17 protein-coding genes are annotated in these 18,264 nt (G+C 37.0%); 10 read left to right on the top strand and 7 right to left on the bottom strand.

Annotated elements, in window-relative coordinates; genetic code table 11:
- Positions 1-19 precede the first annotated feature (19 nt).
- Positions 20-433: an SRPBCC domain-containing protein gene (locus tag ND812_RS08055; protein WP_265375025.1), complete on the bottom strand. Its 414-nt coding sequence runs from the start codon at positions 431-433 to the stop codon at positions 20-22.
- 111 nt (positions 434-544) lie between these two features.
- Between ND812_RS08055 and ND812_RS08060 the strand changes: the two genes are divergently transcribed.
- The 7 genes from ND812_RS08060 to ND812_RS08090 all read left to right on the top strand — a co-directional run bounded on the left by ND812_RS08060 (position 545) and on the right by ND812_RS08090 (position 5,495).
- Positions 545-1,423: an Ig domain-containing protein gene (locus tag ND812_RS08060; protein WP_265375026.1), complete on the top strand. Its 879-nt coding sequence runs from the start codon at positions 545-547 to the stop codon at positions 1,421-1,423.
- A gap of 67 nt (positions 1,424-1,490) precedes the next feature.
- Positions 1,491-2,117 carry a hypothetical protein gene (locus ND812_RS08065; RefSeq protein ID WP_265375027.1) on the top strand — a complete coding sequence of 209 codons (627 nt, stop codon included), beginning with the start codon at positions 1,491-1,493 and terminating at the stop codon, positions 2,115-2,117.
- Between the two features lie 51 nt (positions 2,118-2,168).
- Positions 2,169-2,702: a hypothetical protein gene (locus ND812_RS08070; protein WP_265375028.1), complete on the top strand. Its 534-nt coding sequence runs from the start codon at positions 2,169-2,171 to the stop codon at positions 2,700-2,702.
- Between the two features lie 78 nt (positions 2,703-2,780).
- Positions 2,781-3,272: a hypothetical protein gene (locus ND812_RS08075; protein WP_265375029.1), complete on the top strand. Its 492-nt coding sequence runs from the start codon at positions 2,781-2,783 to the stop codon at positions 3,270-3,272.
- A gap of 16 nt (positions 3,273-3,288) precedes the next feature.
- On the top strand, positions 3,289-3,771 hold the full coding sequence (locus ND812_RS08080; RefSeq protein ID WP_265375030.1) for a hypothetical protein: 483 nt from the start codon (positions 3,289-3,291) through the stop codon (positions 3,769-3,771).
- An 81-nt stretch (positions 3,772-3,852) separates the two neighbouring features.
- On the top strand, positions 3,853-4,911 hold the full coding sequence (locus tag ND812_RS08085) for an alkaline phosphatase D family protein (RefSeq protein ID WP_265375031.1): 1,059 nt from the start codon (positions 3,853-3,855) through the stop codon (positions 4,909-4,911).
- A 17-nt stretch (positions 4,912-4,928) separates the two neighbouring features.
- Positions 4,929-5,495 (top strand): TetR/AcrR family transcriptional regulator, encoded by a 567-nt coding sequence (locus ND812_RS08090; RefSeq protein WP_265375032.1) that lies wholly within the window; start codon positions 4,929-4,931, stop codon positions 5,493-5,495.
- Between the two features lie 7 nt (positions 5,496-5,502).
- Here the strand turns inward: ND812_RS08090 and ND812_RS08095 are convergent, their stop codons facing one another.
- The 6 genes from ND812_RS08095 to ND812_RS08120 all read right to left on the bottom strand — a co-directional run bounded on the left by ND812_RS08095 (position 5,503) and on the right by ND812_RS08120 (position 13,415).
- Complete coding sequence (locus ND812_RS08095) at positions 5,503-7,281, bottom strand: TPM domain-containing protein (RefSeq protein WP_265375033.1); 1,779 nt, start codon at positions 7,279-7,281, stop codon at positions 5,503-5,505.
- 10 nt (positions 7,282-7,291) lie between these two features.
- The gene (locus ND812_RS08100) at positions 7,292-8,080 is read right to left on the bottom strand and encodes a DUF4349 domain-containing protein (protein ID WP_265375034.1); all 789 of its coding nucleotides are present in this window, start codon (positions 8,078-8,080) and stop codon (positions 7,292-7,294) included.
- A gap of 53 nt (positions 8,081-8,133) precedes the next feature.
- Positions 8,134-9,882 carry an N-acyl-D-amino-acid deacylase family protein gene (locus ND812_RS08105; protein WP_265375035.1) on the bottom strand — a complete coding sequence of 583 codons (1,749 nt, stop codon included), beginning with the start codon at positions 9,880-9,882 and terminating at the stop codon, positions 8,134-8,136.
- A 104-nt stretch (positions 9,883-9,986) separates the two neighbouring features.
- The gene (gene leuA2 / locus ND812_RS08110) at positions 9,987-11,171 is read right to left on the bottom strand and encodes a 2-isopropylmalate synthase LeuA2 (protein ID WP_265375036.1); all 1,185 of its coding nucleotides are present in this window, start codon (positions 11,169-11,171) and stop codon (positions 9,987-9,989) included.
- A 185-nt stretch (positions 11,172-11,356) separates the two neighbouring features.
- Positions 11,357-12,796 (bottom strand): sodium:solute symporter, encoded by a 1,440-nt coding sequence (locus tag ND812_RS08115; RefSeq protein WP_265375037.1) that lies wholly within the window; start codon positions 12,794-12,796, stop codon positions 11,357-11,359.
- A gap of 19 nt (positions 12,797-12,815) precedes the next feature.
- On the bottom strand, positions 12,816-13,415 hold the full coding sequence (locus tag ND812_RS08120; RefSeq protein ID WP_265375038.1) for a CBS domain-containing protein: 600 nt from the start codon (positions 13,413-13,415) through the stop codon (positions 12,816-12,818).
- A 123-nt stretch (positions 13,416-13,538) separates the two neighbouring features.
- On the opposite strand from ND812_RS08120, the gene ND812_RS08125 reads away from it, so the two are divergent.
- From ND812_RS08125 to ND812_RS08135, 3 genes are read left to right on the top strand one after another with little or no spacing between them, the layout of a single operon-like run.
- Complete coding sequence (locus tag ND812_RS08125; protein WP_265375039.1) at positions 13,539-15,440, top strand: AMP-dependent synthetase/ligase; 1,902 nt, start codon at positions 13,539-13,541, stop codon at positions 15,438-15,440.
- Entirely contained in the window at positions 15,437-17,011 is a 1,575-nt protein-coding gene (locus tag ND812_RS08130) for an acyl-CoA dehydrogenase family protein (protein WP_265375040.1), read from the top strand. The genes ND812_RS08125 and ND812_RS08130 overlap by 4 nt, the downstream gene beginning before the upstream one ends.
- Positions 17,012-17,014: 3 nt before the next feature.
- Entirely contained in the window at positions 17,015-18,256 is a 1,242-nt protein-coding gene (locus ND812_RS08135; protein WP_265375041.1) for a sensor histidine kinase, read from the top strand.
- Positions 18,257-18,264 lie beyond the last annotated feature (8 nt).

The raw sequence follows: 18,264 nt of genomic DNA on the forward strand, positions 1-18,264 counted from the left end.
ATGAAACAGGAATCAAATTTTAATTGGATTCAACATAGTGTTTGAAATTATTTAGGATCGATTGCCATCCATCTCTCTGCATTTCTATTGGATTTTCACTCTCAGCATCAAAAACAACAATCACTTCCGTATTTGGAGATTTGTCCAAAAATTGAACTTTAACCTTTCGTCCGTCAGGCATTGTGTATGACAAAGATTGAAAATCTTTCACTTCATCGAAAATAGCTTCAAAATCGAATCCAAAACTTCCATCTTTTGCTTCCATTCTTGCAAAATACTTTCCACCTGCGATTAAGTCCACTTTTGCAGCAGGACAATGCCAAGAGGGATCTGCAAAATTCCATGATGTGATGTGAGTTGAGTTTGTATAATATTCCCAAACTTTTTTTCGATCGGAAGTAATGATCGCGTTAATTGTAATTTCTGTAGGCATAAGGGAAAATGGATTCAGTTTGTAACTCCTGAGTCAATGAAATTTTCCCATCTTTTTTGAAACCAGCCGATCGAAAAATTTACCCCATTGTGTTACAAGGTGGTACAACAAATGGGGAAAAAAATCTATAACAATCGTTATGCAAAAATTATCGTGATGATTTCATTCGTTTTCGTTTTGCTTAATTGTTCCGACAATTCGAATACAAATTTTTCTAGTTGGATGGAAGGAATCCTACTTGTTGTCAAAGTTCCACAAGTTGAAACACCGAATGAACCAGACAAGCCAACATTAGAGAATGAATTTGAGATCCACTCCATCACTCCCGATGTACTTTTGGAAAATACTAACTTTGTGATCACAGGAAAAAATCTACACTTGTTATCACCGAATGAATTATGGGGAGAAGGTGGAGAAAAGTATGTTTCCTTTACAAACACTTCTGATGATGAAATTAAGGCCCAAGTGAAACGGTGTTCCAAGCCCATTTTAGAAGTTCTTTTTGTTATCCCTTCGAAAGGAAAAGAAAATCGATTTTTACCATGTCTCGGTTCGTTTTATTATTCCTTCCGTTCTTACTTTTTGGAAACCAACCAAGAGATCGTAAATTTTGAACCAAGGGAATTGAATCCTTCCTTACAAGGGTTAGTAAATCTGGGAGAAATTGTTTTTGGAATTGAACCTGAGCTTCCGAGTGGAATCTCTTTCGATACCAAGACGGGAATTGTTACAGGAATCCCAACGAGTTCTACCAATCAACTGTTTCAACCATTTCAAGTGACAGCTTCATTAAAAACGAATCCAAAACTCAAAATCCATTCTGATTTCCAACTCATTGTTCTAACGAGTGAAGAAAAAAACAACCGAACCTGTCGTGAGATCTCTGCTACGTCAACTTGTAAGGGCCCATCACCTCATGTTTGCTCCAATAGTGACAAATGTTTTATGAGTAAACTAGCTTGTGTATCAGACACAGAGTGTGGGCTTTAAAAAAAGGAAAACCTCTATTTACAAATCAAAACCAATCCGAAATGATGTGAAAGTCAGGTGGTCACCATTGAAATATTCACATCTATTTTTTGTTAGTTTTTTAACTCTTATTTTCCCTCTCCTTGCCATTGATGAAAGTAAAGAACCAAATGTTCAATATACACTCCAAATCAATGGAAAGGACTATGATCTCATCGCTGATATTCCTAAAAAAGTAAATGGAAATTTCCAAAATTTGAATCTATTACTGAAAGCAGGTAAATGGAAAGAGTTTTCATATGGTGGAATTCAGTTTTCCTATTTGGCTTCCTTTACTTGGGAAGCTGATATCCAATCCGATATTGATAAAAGTTGGGTTTTGTCTGGTAATGATTTCAAAATCATGTATTTTGTTTTGTCCGAGGCGATCACAATCGAAGATTATACTAACGCATTTGCCGATCGTATGGGAAAAGAAAATACACAAATCTTTGATGTAGAAGATCGTTTTGGAAATCAGACCTACTTAGGAAAAAAATTATTTGTGAAAATATCTGGTGTGGATCTTGTTTATGAAATATATCTAATCCCAACAAAACAAGGAACAAGGATCTTAACTTTACAAGATGCACCAGAAAGTACAGACAAATCGAGTCAGGAAAAAATCCAAATGATGGAACAAATTCGAAAACAGTTTACCATTCTCAAACAATAGAGGACCAACTTCGTATTTTTTTACCTATTTGATTCGACAAGTAGGTAAAGTATGCGTAAGTTTTGTTTAATCCATCTCTGTTTATTACTGTTTGTTTTCCAATGTTCTTCACAAGAAGACAAAGACCTCATTCCTGGAACTAAAATCACAGGTGATCCACTCGGTGATGTTTTGGTATTTCTTGCATTATCCAATCCACCATGCCAATTTTTAACAAGTGAAAATGCGGGAGTAACCTTCGTTTTACGAGAAGGGCAAACATCTATTTGTAGTCTACAACTTGTGAATGGTACCCTTCAGGCAGAAAAATCGGGAAAATACCAGGTCCAATCAATTGCTGGTAAACAGACTTTATCTTCTTCCAAGTGTAATTCCCTTTCATTTGATTTTCATGTAAAATTGAAAGAGGGAAGCACTGAACTTTTTTCATCTCAAAATCCCACACCGAGTGAAATCAATTTCGAAGCGGGAAAACAATACCAAATTATGGCTTCTGGACTTGTTGATCCTGATTTGTACCAGTGCCAAGGGCGACCTGTTTCCTCAGCGGTTACAGCTTACCGCATCCAATTCCAAAAACTATAATTTCCTTTTGTTTCCCTTCATTCCAAATCCATAACCAAATAAAGAGAATTGAATCATTACTTTAGGTAGTATCCGCAAATGCGGATAACTACCATCGCTTTCCCTCCGTTAGGAGGTTATACTTTCTATATGCGGTGGCTCTTTTTGATTTTCCTAAGTTTCATTTCTTGTACCAGTTTTGACCGTATGGTATTTTTAGGCATCGTTGATGATTCGGTAAGAGAAAAGAGAAACGACTACCTTCGCCGGCAAGTTGCTTTAGGTTACAATTCGGAATGTTTGGTCCTGCCAAGTGAATCGATTCCATTTTCGAGAATGGAACCTTGTCCTGTTGGTGATTTCAGAAGTGTCGATTATGATCGATTGATCAAAGTAGAAGGTCGTCTCCATGTATGGTATGTTCCAAGTTATGTATTAGAAGGACATTCCAATTTAGAGTTTTACCAAGACGTCACACTTGGACGAGGTCCATTCCATAACCGATCATTAAAGGAAAATATCCTCCGACAATCCATGTCTCAAAGCCAAAATCAAAATCGAAAGATTCCTACCTTACAATATTCGAAATGAATGAAGGGGCATTCAAATGACTCAATATTGGATTCTATTTTTCACTTTTGCCTTTTGTATCGATTGTACGGGTCGGCAAACGAACCATGAGTATACAACTTTGGATGAACCTGCGATCCCCATCAAAGTAAGTTCAGTAGGCTTTGCAAAAAAGTATGGTTACAATTCCGAATGTTTGGTTTTGATGGAAGGGCCTGTGCCAAGCCGATTGGAACCATGTGTTGTTGGTGATGTGCGGTCCGCATCCATGATGTATAAAGAAACGGAAGTGACCGTCTCGGGTGAAACTGCACAATTTGAATGGCAAATGACAGGGATGGTGTATTCACCTTTTGTAAACGAAACCTACTACCAAAATGAGATTTTATACAGAGGTTCCTTTTTTCGAAAATCAGACTTCCGGAATTATAGACAATCTTCATATCCGACCATTGTTCCTTATTTGACAAGGCCTTCCTACCAATACCCAAGGCATGGATATTACCATTACGGTAGATAAGGATTTACGATTGACGGTACCCAATCATCCATCCAAACTTCTATTAGGAGATAGGACTCTATAAATTCTATCATTTCTCTAATGAAACATTTTTTCATCATTCTTCTTTGTATTAGTTCACTTACCATTCCTCTGCTTGCAAAAGAGTCAAAAAAACTAAAGATTGGATTTGGTTCTTGTTTGCACCAAGAAAAGGAAAGCCCGATTTTAAAAACCATCCAAACAGAAAAATTGAACTACTTGATCATGTTAGGTGATAACATTTATGCAGACCAATTATTTGCAAATGATAAAATTCCTGCGTATGAAAAACAATTCAATCGACCAGAATGGAAGGCCATTCAGAAAGACACCAAACTACTGTTTACTTGGGATGACCATGATTATGGGATCAATGATAGTGGTGCAGAATATAGTGATAAAATCAATTCCAGAAATGTATTTTTAAAATACGTTTTGCCAATGATGCCAAAACAAATCTCTGTTGGCACAGAAAATAACGAAGGCATTTTCTATTCTTATTGGATACCCTTTCAGGGAAAAAAGATCCATATCATCATTCCCGATACGCGTTACTTTCGTTCTCCTTTAGAAAAGAGTTTTTATTCCTATTTGACTGGAAAAAGCCAATACAGTCCTTCTTCCGATACAACTCGAACCATTTTGGGAAAAGAGCAGTGGGAATGGCTTTTAAAAGAACTTTCAAAACCTTCTGATTTACTCATTTTTGTATCGAGTATCCAAGTATTACCAACGGAACAACCATTTGAAAAATGGAATAATTTTCCACATGAGAGAGATAGGTTATTATTAGCCTTACAAAATGCGAATACCAAAGGCTTGTTACTTGTATCAGGGGATAGGCATATTGCCGAAATCCATGAATTCAAAATTCCAAACAAATCGTCTTTGATTGAAATCACATCCAGTTCACTCAATTTGCCCCTTCCTTTTTTACCCTTGGAATATGATTCCGAATTGAAAATTGGCAGTGCATATAAAAATGAAAACTATGGAACCATTCAAATCTTTTTGAAAGATGGAAAGTTACATTGGTCGACATCCATCAAGGACTTAAATGGAAATTCTGTTTTAGAGCTTCATTCTAATTTGCCAACAAACCAGTATGAAAAAAAATAGAGAATGGAGTCATCATTTTGAAACCAAAAGATAAAATTTTAGAAAGTTCATTTGCTTTGTTCCGAGAGAAAGGATTCCAGGCCACAGGTATCGCAGAAATTTTAGACAAGGCTGGTGCTTATAAAAAAACTCTATATGATCATTTTCGATCCAAGGATGACATTGGTTTTGAATACCTAAACTATTTGTCCGAACAACAAAGGATTGTGATGTTAAAAGTGTTAGGGAAAGCAAACAACCTTTCTGACTTCATTGATAAATGGGTAAATTTTATTGTTCGTAATCAGAGGAATACCTCTAGAAAAGATTGTCCCATTGCACTGTTTTCCGGTGAAATTTCCCACCTGAACCAATTTGATTCTTATCGAAATCGTGCCATACAACATGTGTTAGAAACTGTTGAAATTTGTATCCTAAAGTTCGAACCGAGTTTACGTCCCGATCTTGTAAAATCCCTGAGTTATGAACTTTATATGAGTTATTTAGGTGGATTACGTTTGTACGCACTCACAAAAGATCGCAAGGTCATTGAAAGGATGAAATCACAAATGATCCATTCGGCACAAAGGTTGATCAAAGTTTAGAGTTTGATTACCAACTTCCACTTGCACCACCACCACCTGACCTTCCTCCTCCACCAGAGTAGGAGGTACTAGAGGAACGGTAACTGGATCCTGATCCCGAACTTGAGCTAGAACCGGAACTTGTAAAAAAGTCCCGAGTGCGGGAACTGACAGTGGTTGACCAACCGAGTTTCCGAAAGATAAAAATGAAGATCGTAGTTAAAATGGCTGAAACCAACATTGAAAACATTACGTGTATGTTAGGCGAATTAGGTAAAAGATACATCTTTGTTCGAATGATGACACCGATCACATAAAAGAGTCCATAAAAGAAGATAATTCCCTCACCCGAAACCAACCCAATCCATAGGAAAAAAAACATCAACATGAAGAACAATTGAAACACAAAATGTGGTTCCTTCATGATGATTTGTTTACTTGAGTTCGACGATGTCGTTTGAGATGAATTTTCATAATTAAAATCTTTTTGGTAACGAAGTGAATTGAGGTAAGTGTCAATTCCTTCCGCACCTCGAATGCAGATCCAATCAATGTCTGCACTTTTTAAGTCTGATGTGATCGCATTTGTGATCGTTTGCTCCAGTTCTGAAGTTTCAATGAGGAAACGATTGGATCTATTTGTTGACTCAACCATCGAGTTTTGATCGGTATAAACCATGAATTTTTTATGATTTAAGGAAAAGAGTAAGGTGATTCCGGGTGACTTTCCAAAAGCCAATTGGTGGTATTTTTTTCCTTCTTCCGTTAAATCACTTTTTGTATCTAAAAAGAGAATTTGAATTCCAATCTTGTATTCTGTTTCTAACTTTCGAATGGTTTCACCCGCCCTGTCAAAAGAGAATCGTTCTAAAGAATCGTAAGGATCATAGATTCCAGTGCCTTTTTCGATTTCGATTTTGTTATTATGACGGATATGATCTAACAGTTCTAAAAATGCGCGGAATGTATAATTTGTAAAATCTCCTGTTCGGCTTTCATGGTATCGATTACGGAAGATACTCCTGATTTTGTTTTGGCTAAGGGACCAGTAAAAATCTGGGCTTGTTACAATTGTGCCTTTGTACTCATTTTTAGGTGAAGTGACAAAAATCACGGAACTTACATTTGGCGAAGATTTTTGTCGTTGTAAGAGTAGGTGATTGGCTGCTCCCTCTAGAGCCAATTGGGATCCCAATGGAAGTACACAAAATTTAAAATCGATTGATCGAAATTGTTTTGTTTCCTTTATGAGGTACGGAATTGTATCAGAGTGTAATTCTGAATTGGTATCACTAAATGGGGTTGGACAGGATTCATTCGTTAACTTTGGTGATTGAGTCCGGAGTTGTTCTAAAATGGCAGTGACACCTGAGATCATCGCCATAGAAGGATTTTCAGCTTTCATATTGGGGATGATGATTTCATCAATAATACGTTTTGCAATTAAATCAGTAAGAATTGATTCTAGTCCATAACCAACTTCAATCCTTACTTTCTTTTCGTTTGGAGCAAGTAACAACAAAATTCCATTGTCTTTGTCTTTTTGCCCGAGTTTCCATTGTTCAAAAACAGCAACTGCCTCTTTTTCAATCGTACTTTCTTTTAAACTTTCTGTAATATAAACCACAACTTGATTGGAAGTGATTTTTTCCTCTTCCAGTAAAATGGTTTCTAGTTTTGATTTGGTATCAATTGGCAAATATCCACTTGGATCAACCATGGGTCCTGTGAGTTCAGGATAAGAACCAAAAGGCATTTTACATGAAAGAATACTAACGAAAGTTAGAGTGAAAAATAGTTTTCTCATACATTAAAAATTATTTTTCTTTTGGAATTTCTTGGATGAATAACCAGATGAATCCATCTTTTACTTTGCCAAGTCCCAAGTATAACCAATAGAAAGGATATCCAATTGGTCCGGGTTGGTATTCTTTTTGAACAACTGGTTCCCATTTTTGCCTTACATGAACGGTAACAGTGGAGAGTTGGACTGCTTGGGATAAATATTTAAGTTTTCCTTCCCAACGTTCTATGGATTCAGATACTTTATTCAGTTCGGCTTCTACTTTTAATGTTTCTTCCAAAGTTTTGGCAGTCTTTAAAATTTCTAATAACCGAGTCCGCATCTTCTGTGCATTTTCTAATCGTATCTCTGTATCCAAATAATCTTCTGTAACATCTTTGGCAGAAACATCTTCAGAATAATTATGTGATTCCTTTTTTAAACTGCTGAGAAAGTTTTTTAGATTTTCCTGCGGGATTTTTAACTGGATGGTACCTTGGGAACTGTATTGGAGTGCATATCCTCCAAACGATTCTGCCAATTTGATGATTTCTAATACTTTTGGTTCAATTTCCTTTGATTGTAAATTCACAACAACAGTATAGATCATCATCCTTTTTTGGGATTTGTTTTCTTGTGGTTTGCTTTCAGGTTTTGGAGAGGAAGAAACACCTGGTGAGGCTTTGGATTCCTCGTATTCATCTCCCGTAATCCGCGAGGCATATTCTCGTTCGCTGCGACTCGCACTAGAACATTGGATGTGTAAGAGTAGTAAGGTGAGAAGGAAGGAAGAATAAAAAATTGAAATCGAGTTTGGTTTCATGGTTTGGTTGGATACTGAATCTAATCGATCCAGAATCCAACTTCAAACCTTTTTTAAACGCCGATTTGTGATTCTAAAAAGCGACCATACCCTCGTTCTTTTCCTAGTCCAGCGACGGGTTTACCACCATCCACTGCCAGTTTTCCATTGATGAATACTTTTTTGATAGTTTCATCGTTACGACGAACCCATCGTTTAAAATCCTCCATAAACGGCATCGGAGCCTCAACGTCTTTCGCTAAAGAGTCGTCCAATTTGTTTGGATCAATGAGGACGAGGTCAGCACGTTTTCCTTCTTTGATATAACCTGCATCAATTCCAAACCAATCACCAATTTCACCAGTAAGTCTATGAACAGCTCTTTCTATACTCATAAATGGTTTGTTTTCCAATTCAGCATCTCTTACTAGTTTTAACATACGAAGAGGAAAGTTATAATGTGCCATTCCACGAAGGTGAGCACCAGCATCTGAAAATCCGATGAGAATGTCTGGATAGGAAACTATTTTTTGGAGTGGTTCCTTTCTATGGTTAGCCATGACAGTATACCACCTAACTTTGTTTCCATGTTCAGCGACTAAATCTAAAAATGCTGTCACAGAATGGACACCTCTTTCTTTCGCTACATCATCGATTGATTTACCGATAAGGGATTTGTCTGGTGCATCAACAATTTTTGTTTCTCTAAAGTTTCTATGGAACACTCGAGGTAAAAACCAATTTGTCCATTGTCTTTTAAACCAAGATCGATAGTTTGGATCCTTCATTAGTGTTTTACGTTCCAATTCATCTTCAATATGGTTTGCTTTTGCACCAGCTGCAAACTCTTCAAACACAACCACATCCATCCCATCGGCATACAGATCAAATGGTTCAGGAAGAGCTTGGAATCGAAAGTCAGATCGGAAAAGTTTATTTGTAATCCTTCCAATCACTCCTAATAATTTATACAAACCTGGATCAAATTTTACATCCATTAGGGAGATGATGGTTGTTTTTAGTGGTTTTCTAAAAATACCAAATGCTTCTTTTAAAAACATCAAAACATTGATTTTGGTGGAAACGTTTGGAACCCCTTGGAAAATTTTTCCTCGTTTCCTAAGAGTTTTATTTAAAAATTCGTATTCACTCCAACTAGCAAACGTTGAAGGTAGTGGTCTTGAACGAAACCGGGAACCATCCATTTTATCCCAAACAAGTGTATTAATCGATAAACCCATAAAACCAGCATCCAATGCTTCTTCTAAGTGTTGGTTCATTTTATCTAACTCTTGTTTGGTTGGTTTCTCTCCTTTTGTTAAAGATCTTTCTAGTCCCATGACATGAGCACGGATTGCTGAGTGACCTGCAAAGGATGTTACATTGGGTCCTAAAGGAAGATCGTTTAAATGTTTTTTGTATTCAATGGCAGAGTTCCAATTTTTTTTACTCTCTAATATCGATAATACATTTTTTCTAGGGATTGCTTCTACACGGCTAAACATATCAGCAAGGTCTGTTGGATCTCCCACTGCCAAACTCAATGAACAACTTCCAAGAGAAATCGTTGTAATTCCATGTCTTACAGATTCAGAAAGATCTGGAGCCATTTCAATTTCAGCATCATAATGAGTATGAAAATCGATAAAACCTGGAGTGAGCCATTGGCCTTTTGCATCAATGACTGTTTCTCCTGGTTTTGCACTCAATTCAGTTTTAGAAATCGTCTCCACAATTCCGTCTTTGATCCGCACATCTCCAATAAACGATGGGTTTGTGCTTCCATCAAAAATACGTGCTTGTTTGATAAGAGTTTCTGCCATGATACCTCCAGAAAAACCATTCGAAATTATGGCAGATTGACAAAGATTTGTCAACGATTCCTGATGATTTGACTCAAGTTTCTCTGGACAAAACCCTTCTCTGTTCACTGATAGGTGAGAATCGATCGGCTAAGTTCCACTAACTCTGTTTCGGTGATTTCTCGATTGTTCTCTTTGGAAGAAATTGATTTTGCAACTGAGAACAAATGGTGAATTTCTTCTTTTGAAACTTCGATCCCTTTTTGGCGTAACAAAAATTCAATGGCTTTGTGGCCAGATTGGTTAGTGAACGAGATCGTTTCTTTGTCAAATCTACCTACAAATTCTGGTGAAAAGGTTCTATAAGCACCTTTGGTTTGGTTCATAGTTTTTGTGACTCCGTCTTGATGGATTCCTGATCGATGTGAGAAGATGTCTTCCCCGATGATGGGAGTTTTTTCTCCAATCGGAATTCCTGTTAATTCTGAAATTCGTTTTGCAGTTGGATAAATCCTATCAAAATGAATGTCCAAAGATTCACCATTTTGGTGTAAGGCAATCACTGTTTCATACAAATTAGTGTTACCCGCTCTTTCACCAAGTCCATTCAAAGCCACCTCTATTTGTTCTGCACCAACATACACAGACTCTACCGATGTAGCTGTTGCCATACCCAAATCATTATGTGTATGAATGGAAATCATTGCTTTGTCTCCAATGGTTTCCTTAATTTCTTTTACCATATTGACAAAAACCATCGGGCGATAACGTTCCACTGTATTTGGCAAGTTGATGATATTGGCACCTGCTTCAATAGCAGTCATAAATGCAAGTTTTGTGAATTCGAAGTTTTGGATGGCATCTCCAAAATGTTCCCCTGAAAATTGGATTTGGTGGTTGGGTCCAACAATGGAACGTGCAAAAGAAACAGAAGATTTGATTTTTTGAAGGACTTCTTTCTCAGAAATCTTTAACACATGTTTAATGGAAAAGTCACTTACAGGATAGACAATATGCATACGAGGTGAGTCTGCCTGTTGGATGGCTTCCCATGTAACAGCAATTTCTTTTTCATTGGCTCTCGACAAGGCAGCAATTGGTTTGCCCTTTGGTGCTCGTTTGGACAACACTTGGCAGGTAAAAAATTCGGATTCATTGGAAGAAGGAAATCCCACTTCAATACCATCTACGTTCATACTTACAAGTAAGTCGAAAACTTCGATTTTTTCGTTAAGTGTCCAAGGTCTTTTTAACGCTTGGTTTCCGTCCCTTAAAGTAACGTCTTGGATGTGAATGGTTTTTGGTTTCATGGTTCCTCCGTATTTCTCGATCTCACTACCGACCGGGGGAACAAATAAAAAAGCCCACTTCCCGGTTGGGAGTGGGCTTTGTCACATAGCACTCTCTCCCTCGAATTATAAGATTTCGAGGAGGAGGAGAAGCTGAATGTGTGCGAAAAATTTCATTGTTAACTTTTAGACGAACAAATCTCGGATTATCTGTCAACTTTTTTTAGCATTTTTCCTATCGAAACAAAACCAAGTAAAGAGCCAAAACCGATGGGGACAAGAAGGGTAAAGGAAAGTTTCCAAACCAAACCCATACCTACCGTAGTGAGGATACTGAATAAAAACAATAGAGAAAAAAGAGAACCAGTGATGGGAAGGTCCTTTTTCCCTTTGGCTAAAAAGAAAACAGCGATGGATGGGCCAAGTGTGTAAGAAAATATGGTGAGTCCCATTTCCAAAATTCCTTTTTCCCACGTGTCGACGAGGGCATAGGGAATGAGGCTAGCTAAAAAGAGAAGAACCCCAAAGAACAAAGACAAAATTCTCGGACTAAACCATTTGTCCATTTCCCAGTCGCGAGCCCAAGTGAGAGATAAGGAATTGATAGTGGAACTGAGAGTGGACATCGCACTGGCAAGGATAGCAGCAACAAGGATCCCAAGGAACGGAGATGGCACTTCCGTAATGATAAAATGACTAAACACCTTATCAGGCGGAATGGATTTTCCATCATAAAAAACAAATAAAAGAGATCCTATACACAAAAAGAGTAAAAATTGAAAGAAAACAACGATACCACTTCCGATCAAAATCTTTTGACCAGAGAGTAAATTTTTTGTCGCAATCACTCTTTGGACTAACATCAAATCAGTTCCATGAGAACCAATCGAGATAAAAGCTCCTCCAATGATGGCAAACAGAATGAAATAACTATTATCTCCTGTTTGGTTATAGTCGAAGACAAACACTTTCCATTTTCCGAGAGATTGTAAATGTTCAATTGCGTTTGAAAACTCTATACTTCCAAATTGCGAAAAAATCAATACGAGTGCAAATATCCCGCCAAAAATATAAATGATCCATTGTAAGACATCTGTAAAAACAATAGCTCTAAATCCACCAAACACAGAGTAAATGATGGTGGCTATGCTCAGAATTGTGAGAGCTAAAATTCCAAGTATCTCTGGTGATATAGAAAATCCCATTCGTTCCAAAAGAAAGGCAATCGGTAAGGAACTTACATACAAACGGATTCCATCACCGAGTAAACGTGAAATCGTAAATACAAAAGAGATTGTTTTTTGAGGGGGTTTTCCGAATCGATTTCCTACATATTCATATACTGAAATGGTATTCCCCGAAAAATAAGAGGGTAAAAGATACAAAGCGACTATGGTCCTTCCAAAAATATAACCAATAGCGATTTCTAAAAAACGAAAATCTGTTTTGTAAGATAAGGATGGAATACTTAAAAAAGTTAAACTAGAAGTTTCAGTTGCCACTAGAGATAACATTAAAAACACCCAATGGATTTCTTTTTTCGCTAAATAAAAGTCCTCTTCTTTCTGAGTGTTCTTTGCAAAGTGAAACCCAAAATAGAACACGATAATAAAATAAATCAATATGACAAAAATGTCCCAAATCATAAATTTCCTTTTACAATCACTAAATCGTTAAACTCAAATTGGGATATTTCAAAAGAAGTCGAAGTAAATCTGATCTTGTGATGATACCAATAGGTAAATTATCGTCATTTACGATCGGCAAACAACCAATTCTTTCTTCAAGTAAAACCTTTGTCACCTGCCTGATTTCGGCACCTGCAGTTCCAACTAATACGCGTTTGATCATGGCATCTGAAACAGGCATTCCCTTTTCATAGGATTTCATTTTATCTAACAAATCCCTGTCTGAAACAAATCCCACTAGTTTTCCCGACACGTTGGTAATGGGAAGGTGCCTGATTCCTTTTTCCATCATAAAGTCGAGGCAAGTTTCGATCGTTTCGTCTTGGGTTTTGGTCCAAACGGGAGTTGTCATGATCTCGTGGAGGAAAAAGACAGGTTTTTCTGTCGGAAGGGAGGATTCTTTGTAAACATCCTCTGGAGTTCGGTGGAGAAAAGAGCCAGTGGGAGTTGTCCCTGGTTCTCCCTCCCCGATGGCAGGTGCAGAAGATTTGCCGGATGGGTGGACCATAGGGACACGATTGGGTTGGATTTGCGGGGGATTAGGGGAAATTCGGCCGTCATGGATCCAAAAGAACATAGTTATGCCCTACCTTTCTGAAAAGTTTGTCAAAAATAAGAAAAAACTTGCAAAAAACGAACAGTGATTTTTTATCCATCCTACATTTCCTGTAAAAAGAACGAACTGAAAAAGGCAAAACCCATGAACCAAAACTACCAAATCCTGTACCAAGCATTAGAATCCGTCGCAAATACCTTCCCAACGAAAATTTCGTTCCGGAAACGGAAGTCGACCACTGAGTTTCCTGGGATCAGTTTTGGAGAATTGAAAGAGTTTGTCGACCACTTGACTTCGGGATTCATCGATCTTGGTGTTGAGGTAGGGGACCGAATTGGATTTTTTTGTGATGCATCTGTTAATTGGCTTCGGACCGATCTTTCGATTTTAACGGCAGGAGCGGTTGTTGTCCCAAGAGGGACAGATATTGTTCGGGAAGAAATTTTATACATCTTAAACCATTCGGAAGCAAAATTTTTGGTGGTTCAAAAACCAAAAGACAAAAAGCGCATAGAGGATCTGTTAGGTGAACTTCCTCATTTAAAACAAATCTTTGTTTTGGAAAATGAACAAGGCGAACTCATCTCTGGACCAAATTCAATTCTATCCTTGGCTGAAAAAGGGAAAGAAATTTGGAACACAAATGGAAAACAAAACTTAGAAAACCGAATCAAACAAATTGATCCTGATGCTTTGGCCACTTTAATTTATACTTCAGGGACTACAGGAAATCCTAAAGGTGTGATGTTGTCTCAAAAAGGATGGATCACTGCCATCCAAAATACGATTGCACGTTTGGATATGAATTCAAATGACAATGCTGTTAGTTTATTGCCACCTTGGCATGCCTTTGAAAGAGCCATTGAATATGCAGGTTTATTCCTTGGTTTAGATTTTTTGGTTTCCAATATGACAAGCTTAAAGGATGACCTTCGTGATTTTCGTCCCACAATTTTTCCATCCGTTCCAAGGATTTGGGAATCTGTTTATAATGGGATTATGGCTAAGGTTGCTAAAGAAGGTGGTTTTAAAGAAAAATTATTTCATTTCTTTTTAAAAGTTGGTGCTACATGGGCACGTTTCTATGCGATGTTTATGGGTTTTGAGTTTGAAATCAAAAAACCAAACATAATTGTTTCTTTATGCAAACGTAGTTATGCGTTATTAATTTTAATTTTACTCTCCCCTTTAAAATTACTCAGTATTAAAATTTTTTCGACCATCCACAAAGCATTAGGTGGAAGGATAAGGATTTGTATTTCTGCTGGATCTGCTTTACCAAGTGTTGTGGATGGATTTTTATCATCCATTGGATTAAAAGTTTTAGAAGGATATGGAATGACAGAAACGTCAGCTGTTGTTTCCATTCGATCCAATACAAAACCAACCAAAGGAACTGTAGGAATACCAATTGATGGATATTCCATTCGTTTAAAAGATGAAACAGGAAAAATCCTAACAAAAACAGGAGATAAAGGAACTCTTTGGATTAAATCCAAACAAATATTAAAGGGTTATTATAAGAGACCAGAACTCAATCAGGTTGTATTTGATGCAGATGGATTTTTTGACACTGGTGATTTGATGATGATTTCACATCGAAATGAACTTGTGTTTGCTGGTAGATCAAAGGATACCATTGCTCTCATTGGTGGTGAAAACGTTGAACCAATCCCAATCGAAGACAAACTTTTAACATCGTCTTATATTGATCAAGTGATGGTCGTTGGCCATGATAAAAAAACTTTAGCAGCACTGATTGTCCCAAATTTTGAGGCAGTTGAAGCAAAAATTCCAGGTTTATCAAAAGACAAAGCTAATGAATGGAACACGAATCCTAAGGTTCGCGAACTATTTCGATCTGAGATTTCTAAAATTATCTCTAAGGATAATGGATTTAAGTCTTTTGAAATGATTCCAGCTAACAATTTCTATGTGGTGCCAAGACCATTTGATCCAGATGTGGAAATGACAAGAACTCTTAAAATGAAGCGAAATATAATTTCGGAAGTATTTACAAAACAAATCGAAGGAATTTACCAATGATTAATCCTAAACTAAATCCTTATCTGGGTGATGAGGAAAGAAGTTTTTACAATACAGTCTTTCAATTTTCAGAAGATAAGGTATACCCATCTTCTGAAGAAAGGGACGAAAAAGAAATTTGGTCTGACGATCTCTGGAAAGAGTTCTCGAAAGCTGGTTTAACTGGTCTAACAATACCAGCAGAATATGGTGGTGAAGGTGCAAGTTGTTTACTCTGCTCAATCGCAACTGATGCATTTGCTTCTGGTTCATTAGACGGTGGAATCGGTTTGTCTTGGGTTGCCCATTTAGTCATCGGAACGATGCCAATTGTATTCCAAGGAACTGATGCCCAAAAAGCCAAATACCTCACTAAATTAGCAACTGGTGAATGGATGGCAGGATTTGCGCTCACAGAACCAGCATCAGGCTCAGATGCAGCTTCTCTTTTGACAAAAGCAGAAGAAGTGGAAGGTGGATGGAAGTTAAATGGATCAAAAACATTTATCACAAATGGACCTGTCGGTCAGGTCTTTATCGTCATGGCGAGAACTTCAGAAAAAGGAAGAGGGCCCATGGGTATCTCTGCCTTTATCGTAGAAAGTAACACACCAGGTTTTAAGGTAAGTAAGGTGTTAAAAAAATTAGGACATCATACTTCGATGACTGCTGAATTGGTTTTTGAAGATATGATTATTCCAAAAGAAAACCTTCTTGGACCATTAAACACTGGTTTTATGAGAATTGGAAAGGAAACCTTGGAATGGGAAAGGACTGTTTTTGTAGCTGGATTATCCGGCGCAATGGAGTTCTGTTTCCGTAAAGGAATGCGATATGCCAATGAAAGAGTCCAATTTGGAAAATCGATATCCAGTTTTTATGGAATGCGAGATATACTAGTAAGAAACTGGGTTTATATCCAAGCAGCCAGAAGATTGATATATTGGGTGGCAGAGAGAAAAGATAGGGGAATCCCTTCTCCGCTTGAAAGTAGTTTAGGTAAATTAATTTCATCAGAACTCGCAGAAGACGTAGCAAAAGACACTGTACAGTTGTTTGGTGGGTATGGTTACATGAAAGAGTATGCCGTTGAAAGGTTTTACCGTGATGTGAAATTGGGAACGATTGGTGGTGGAACAAGTGAGATCCAAAGATCGATCATTTCTTCCTTATACCCAGGAAAGGAAAAATTCCAAAAAGAATTTAGTGCCATTGGAAATCCACAGAGTGTATCGGATTCCATTCAAAATTTACTTTTTGATATCATTCTAAAAATGGATGGAGAACCAAACCGTAAAAAACAACAATCCATTGAATTTGCTTTTGCAGATGTGTTATCGGTTTTTGTGATCCTATGTTTATCTGAAATTGACACTCATAAAACGATAGATTCTTATCCAAAAGAAGAAAAAATGATAGATCGGAAGTTACTTTCGTATTATCTTGTGGGTAAGTATTTAATGTCCATGAGCCGACTCAATCAATTCGTACCAAAAGAACTTAATGAAATTTGGAATCTCTATAGAGAGTTAGCAAATTCAATTGAGGAAACGGTTCATACAAGGTTCTCTTCTCTCCAGGAGTTAGCCTAAATTGTGAAAGCAGCTGCCCGAATTGCTATTTTTTATTTGTTTTTCGGGTATCTGTGGATTTATTACTCTGATTATGCAATTTCCTTATTTTCTCTTTCAACAGAAGATATTAGGGAAATTCAAAGCTTAAAAGGGTGGGGATTTGTCACAATCTCCGCCTTCATCATCTATTTTCTGTTAGTTCGCGAGTTAAAATATCAAAAAAAAGTTTTGTCCGAGAAGTTTGAATCGGATCAATTATTCCAAGTTATATTGGAACGAATTGAAGATGCAGTGATCGTATTTAATTTAGATACTTGGAAAATTGATTTTTTGAGTGAACAAGTTTGTGGGTTATTTGATGCCAAAACTGGAGATATTTTATCGAATCCACAAGTATTGATTGATCGTGTTTATGAAGCTGACCGAGCACGAATGACTCATATATGGATGAATCAATTAAGAGAAAATCATACAGGTTTATTGTATCGGATTCAGATGAGGGATGGAAACATCAAATGGGCATTGGAACACCGATTGTTTATCCCATCAATCGACGGAAGTCCCAACAAAGCTGTAGCAGTTATTTCGGATATGACCAGTTATATGGAGAATCAGACCAAACTGGAACAATCTTTAAAAGAAAATGAAACTTTATTAACAGAAGTCCACCATCGTGTTAAAAATAATCTAGCTGTTATTATTTCCTTTTTACAATTACAAGTATATTCTTCTCCCCCTGAAACTGCAGATATTTTGGAACAAAGTATTGTTAGAATTAAAGCTATAGCTCTTGTTCATGAAAAATTATATAGCGGTAAAAACTTATCAGGTTTAAGTTCCGTAGATTATATCACAAGTCTTGTTGAGAATATAAAACTAATGTATATGCGTGCAGATATTCTCATCGAACTTGATATTCAAAAAATGGAGTTTAATATCATAGATGCGATTCCAATGGGACTTATGATAACAGAGATGTTAACCAATAGTTTTAGACATGCATTTAAAATTCCAAAAGAAGATGCACAAATCAAAATCGAATTTATTGTAAAAGAGAATGGTCAATTTGAATTAAAATATCGTGATAATGGAAGTGGATTCCCCGTCGGTTTTGATTTTAGGAAAGCAGAAACCATTGGATTGTCAGTTATCTTTTCATTGAGTAGCCAATTGAACGGCCGAGAAATTGAATGTTCCTCAAGTCCTGGACAAGGTGTCTTTTATCATTTTTCATTTTCTCCTAAAAGAACAAATTTAAAATAATATACATA

This window comes from Leptospira limi (genome assembly GCF_026151395.1).
Lineage (GTDB): Bacteria > Spirochaetota > Leptospiria > Leptospirales > Leptospiraceae > Leptospira_A > Leptospira_A limi.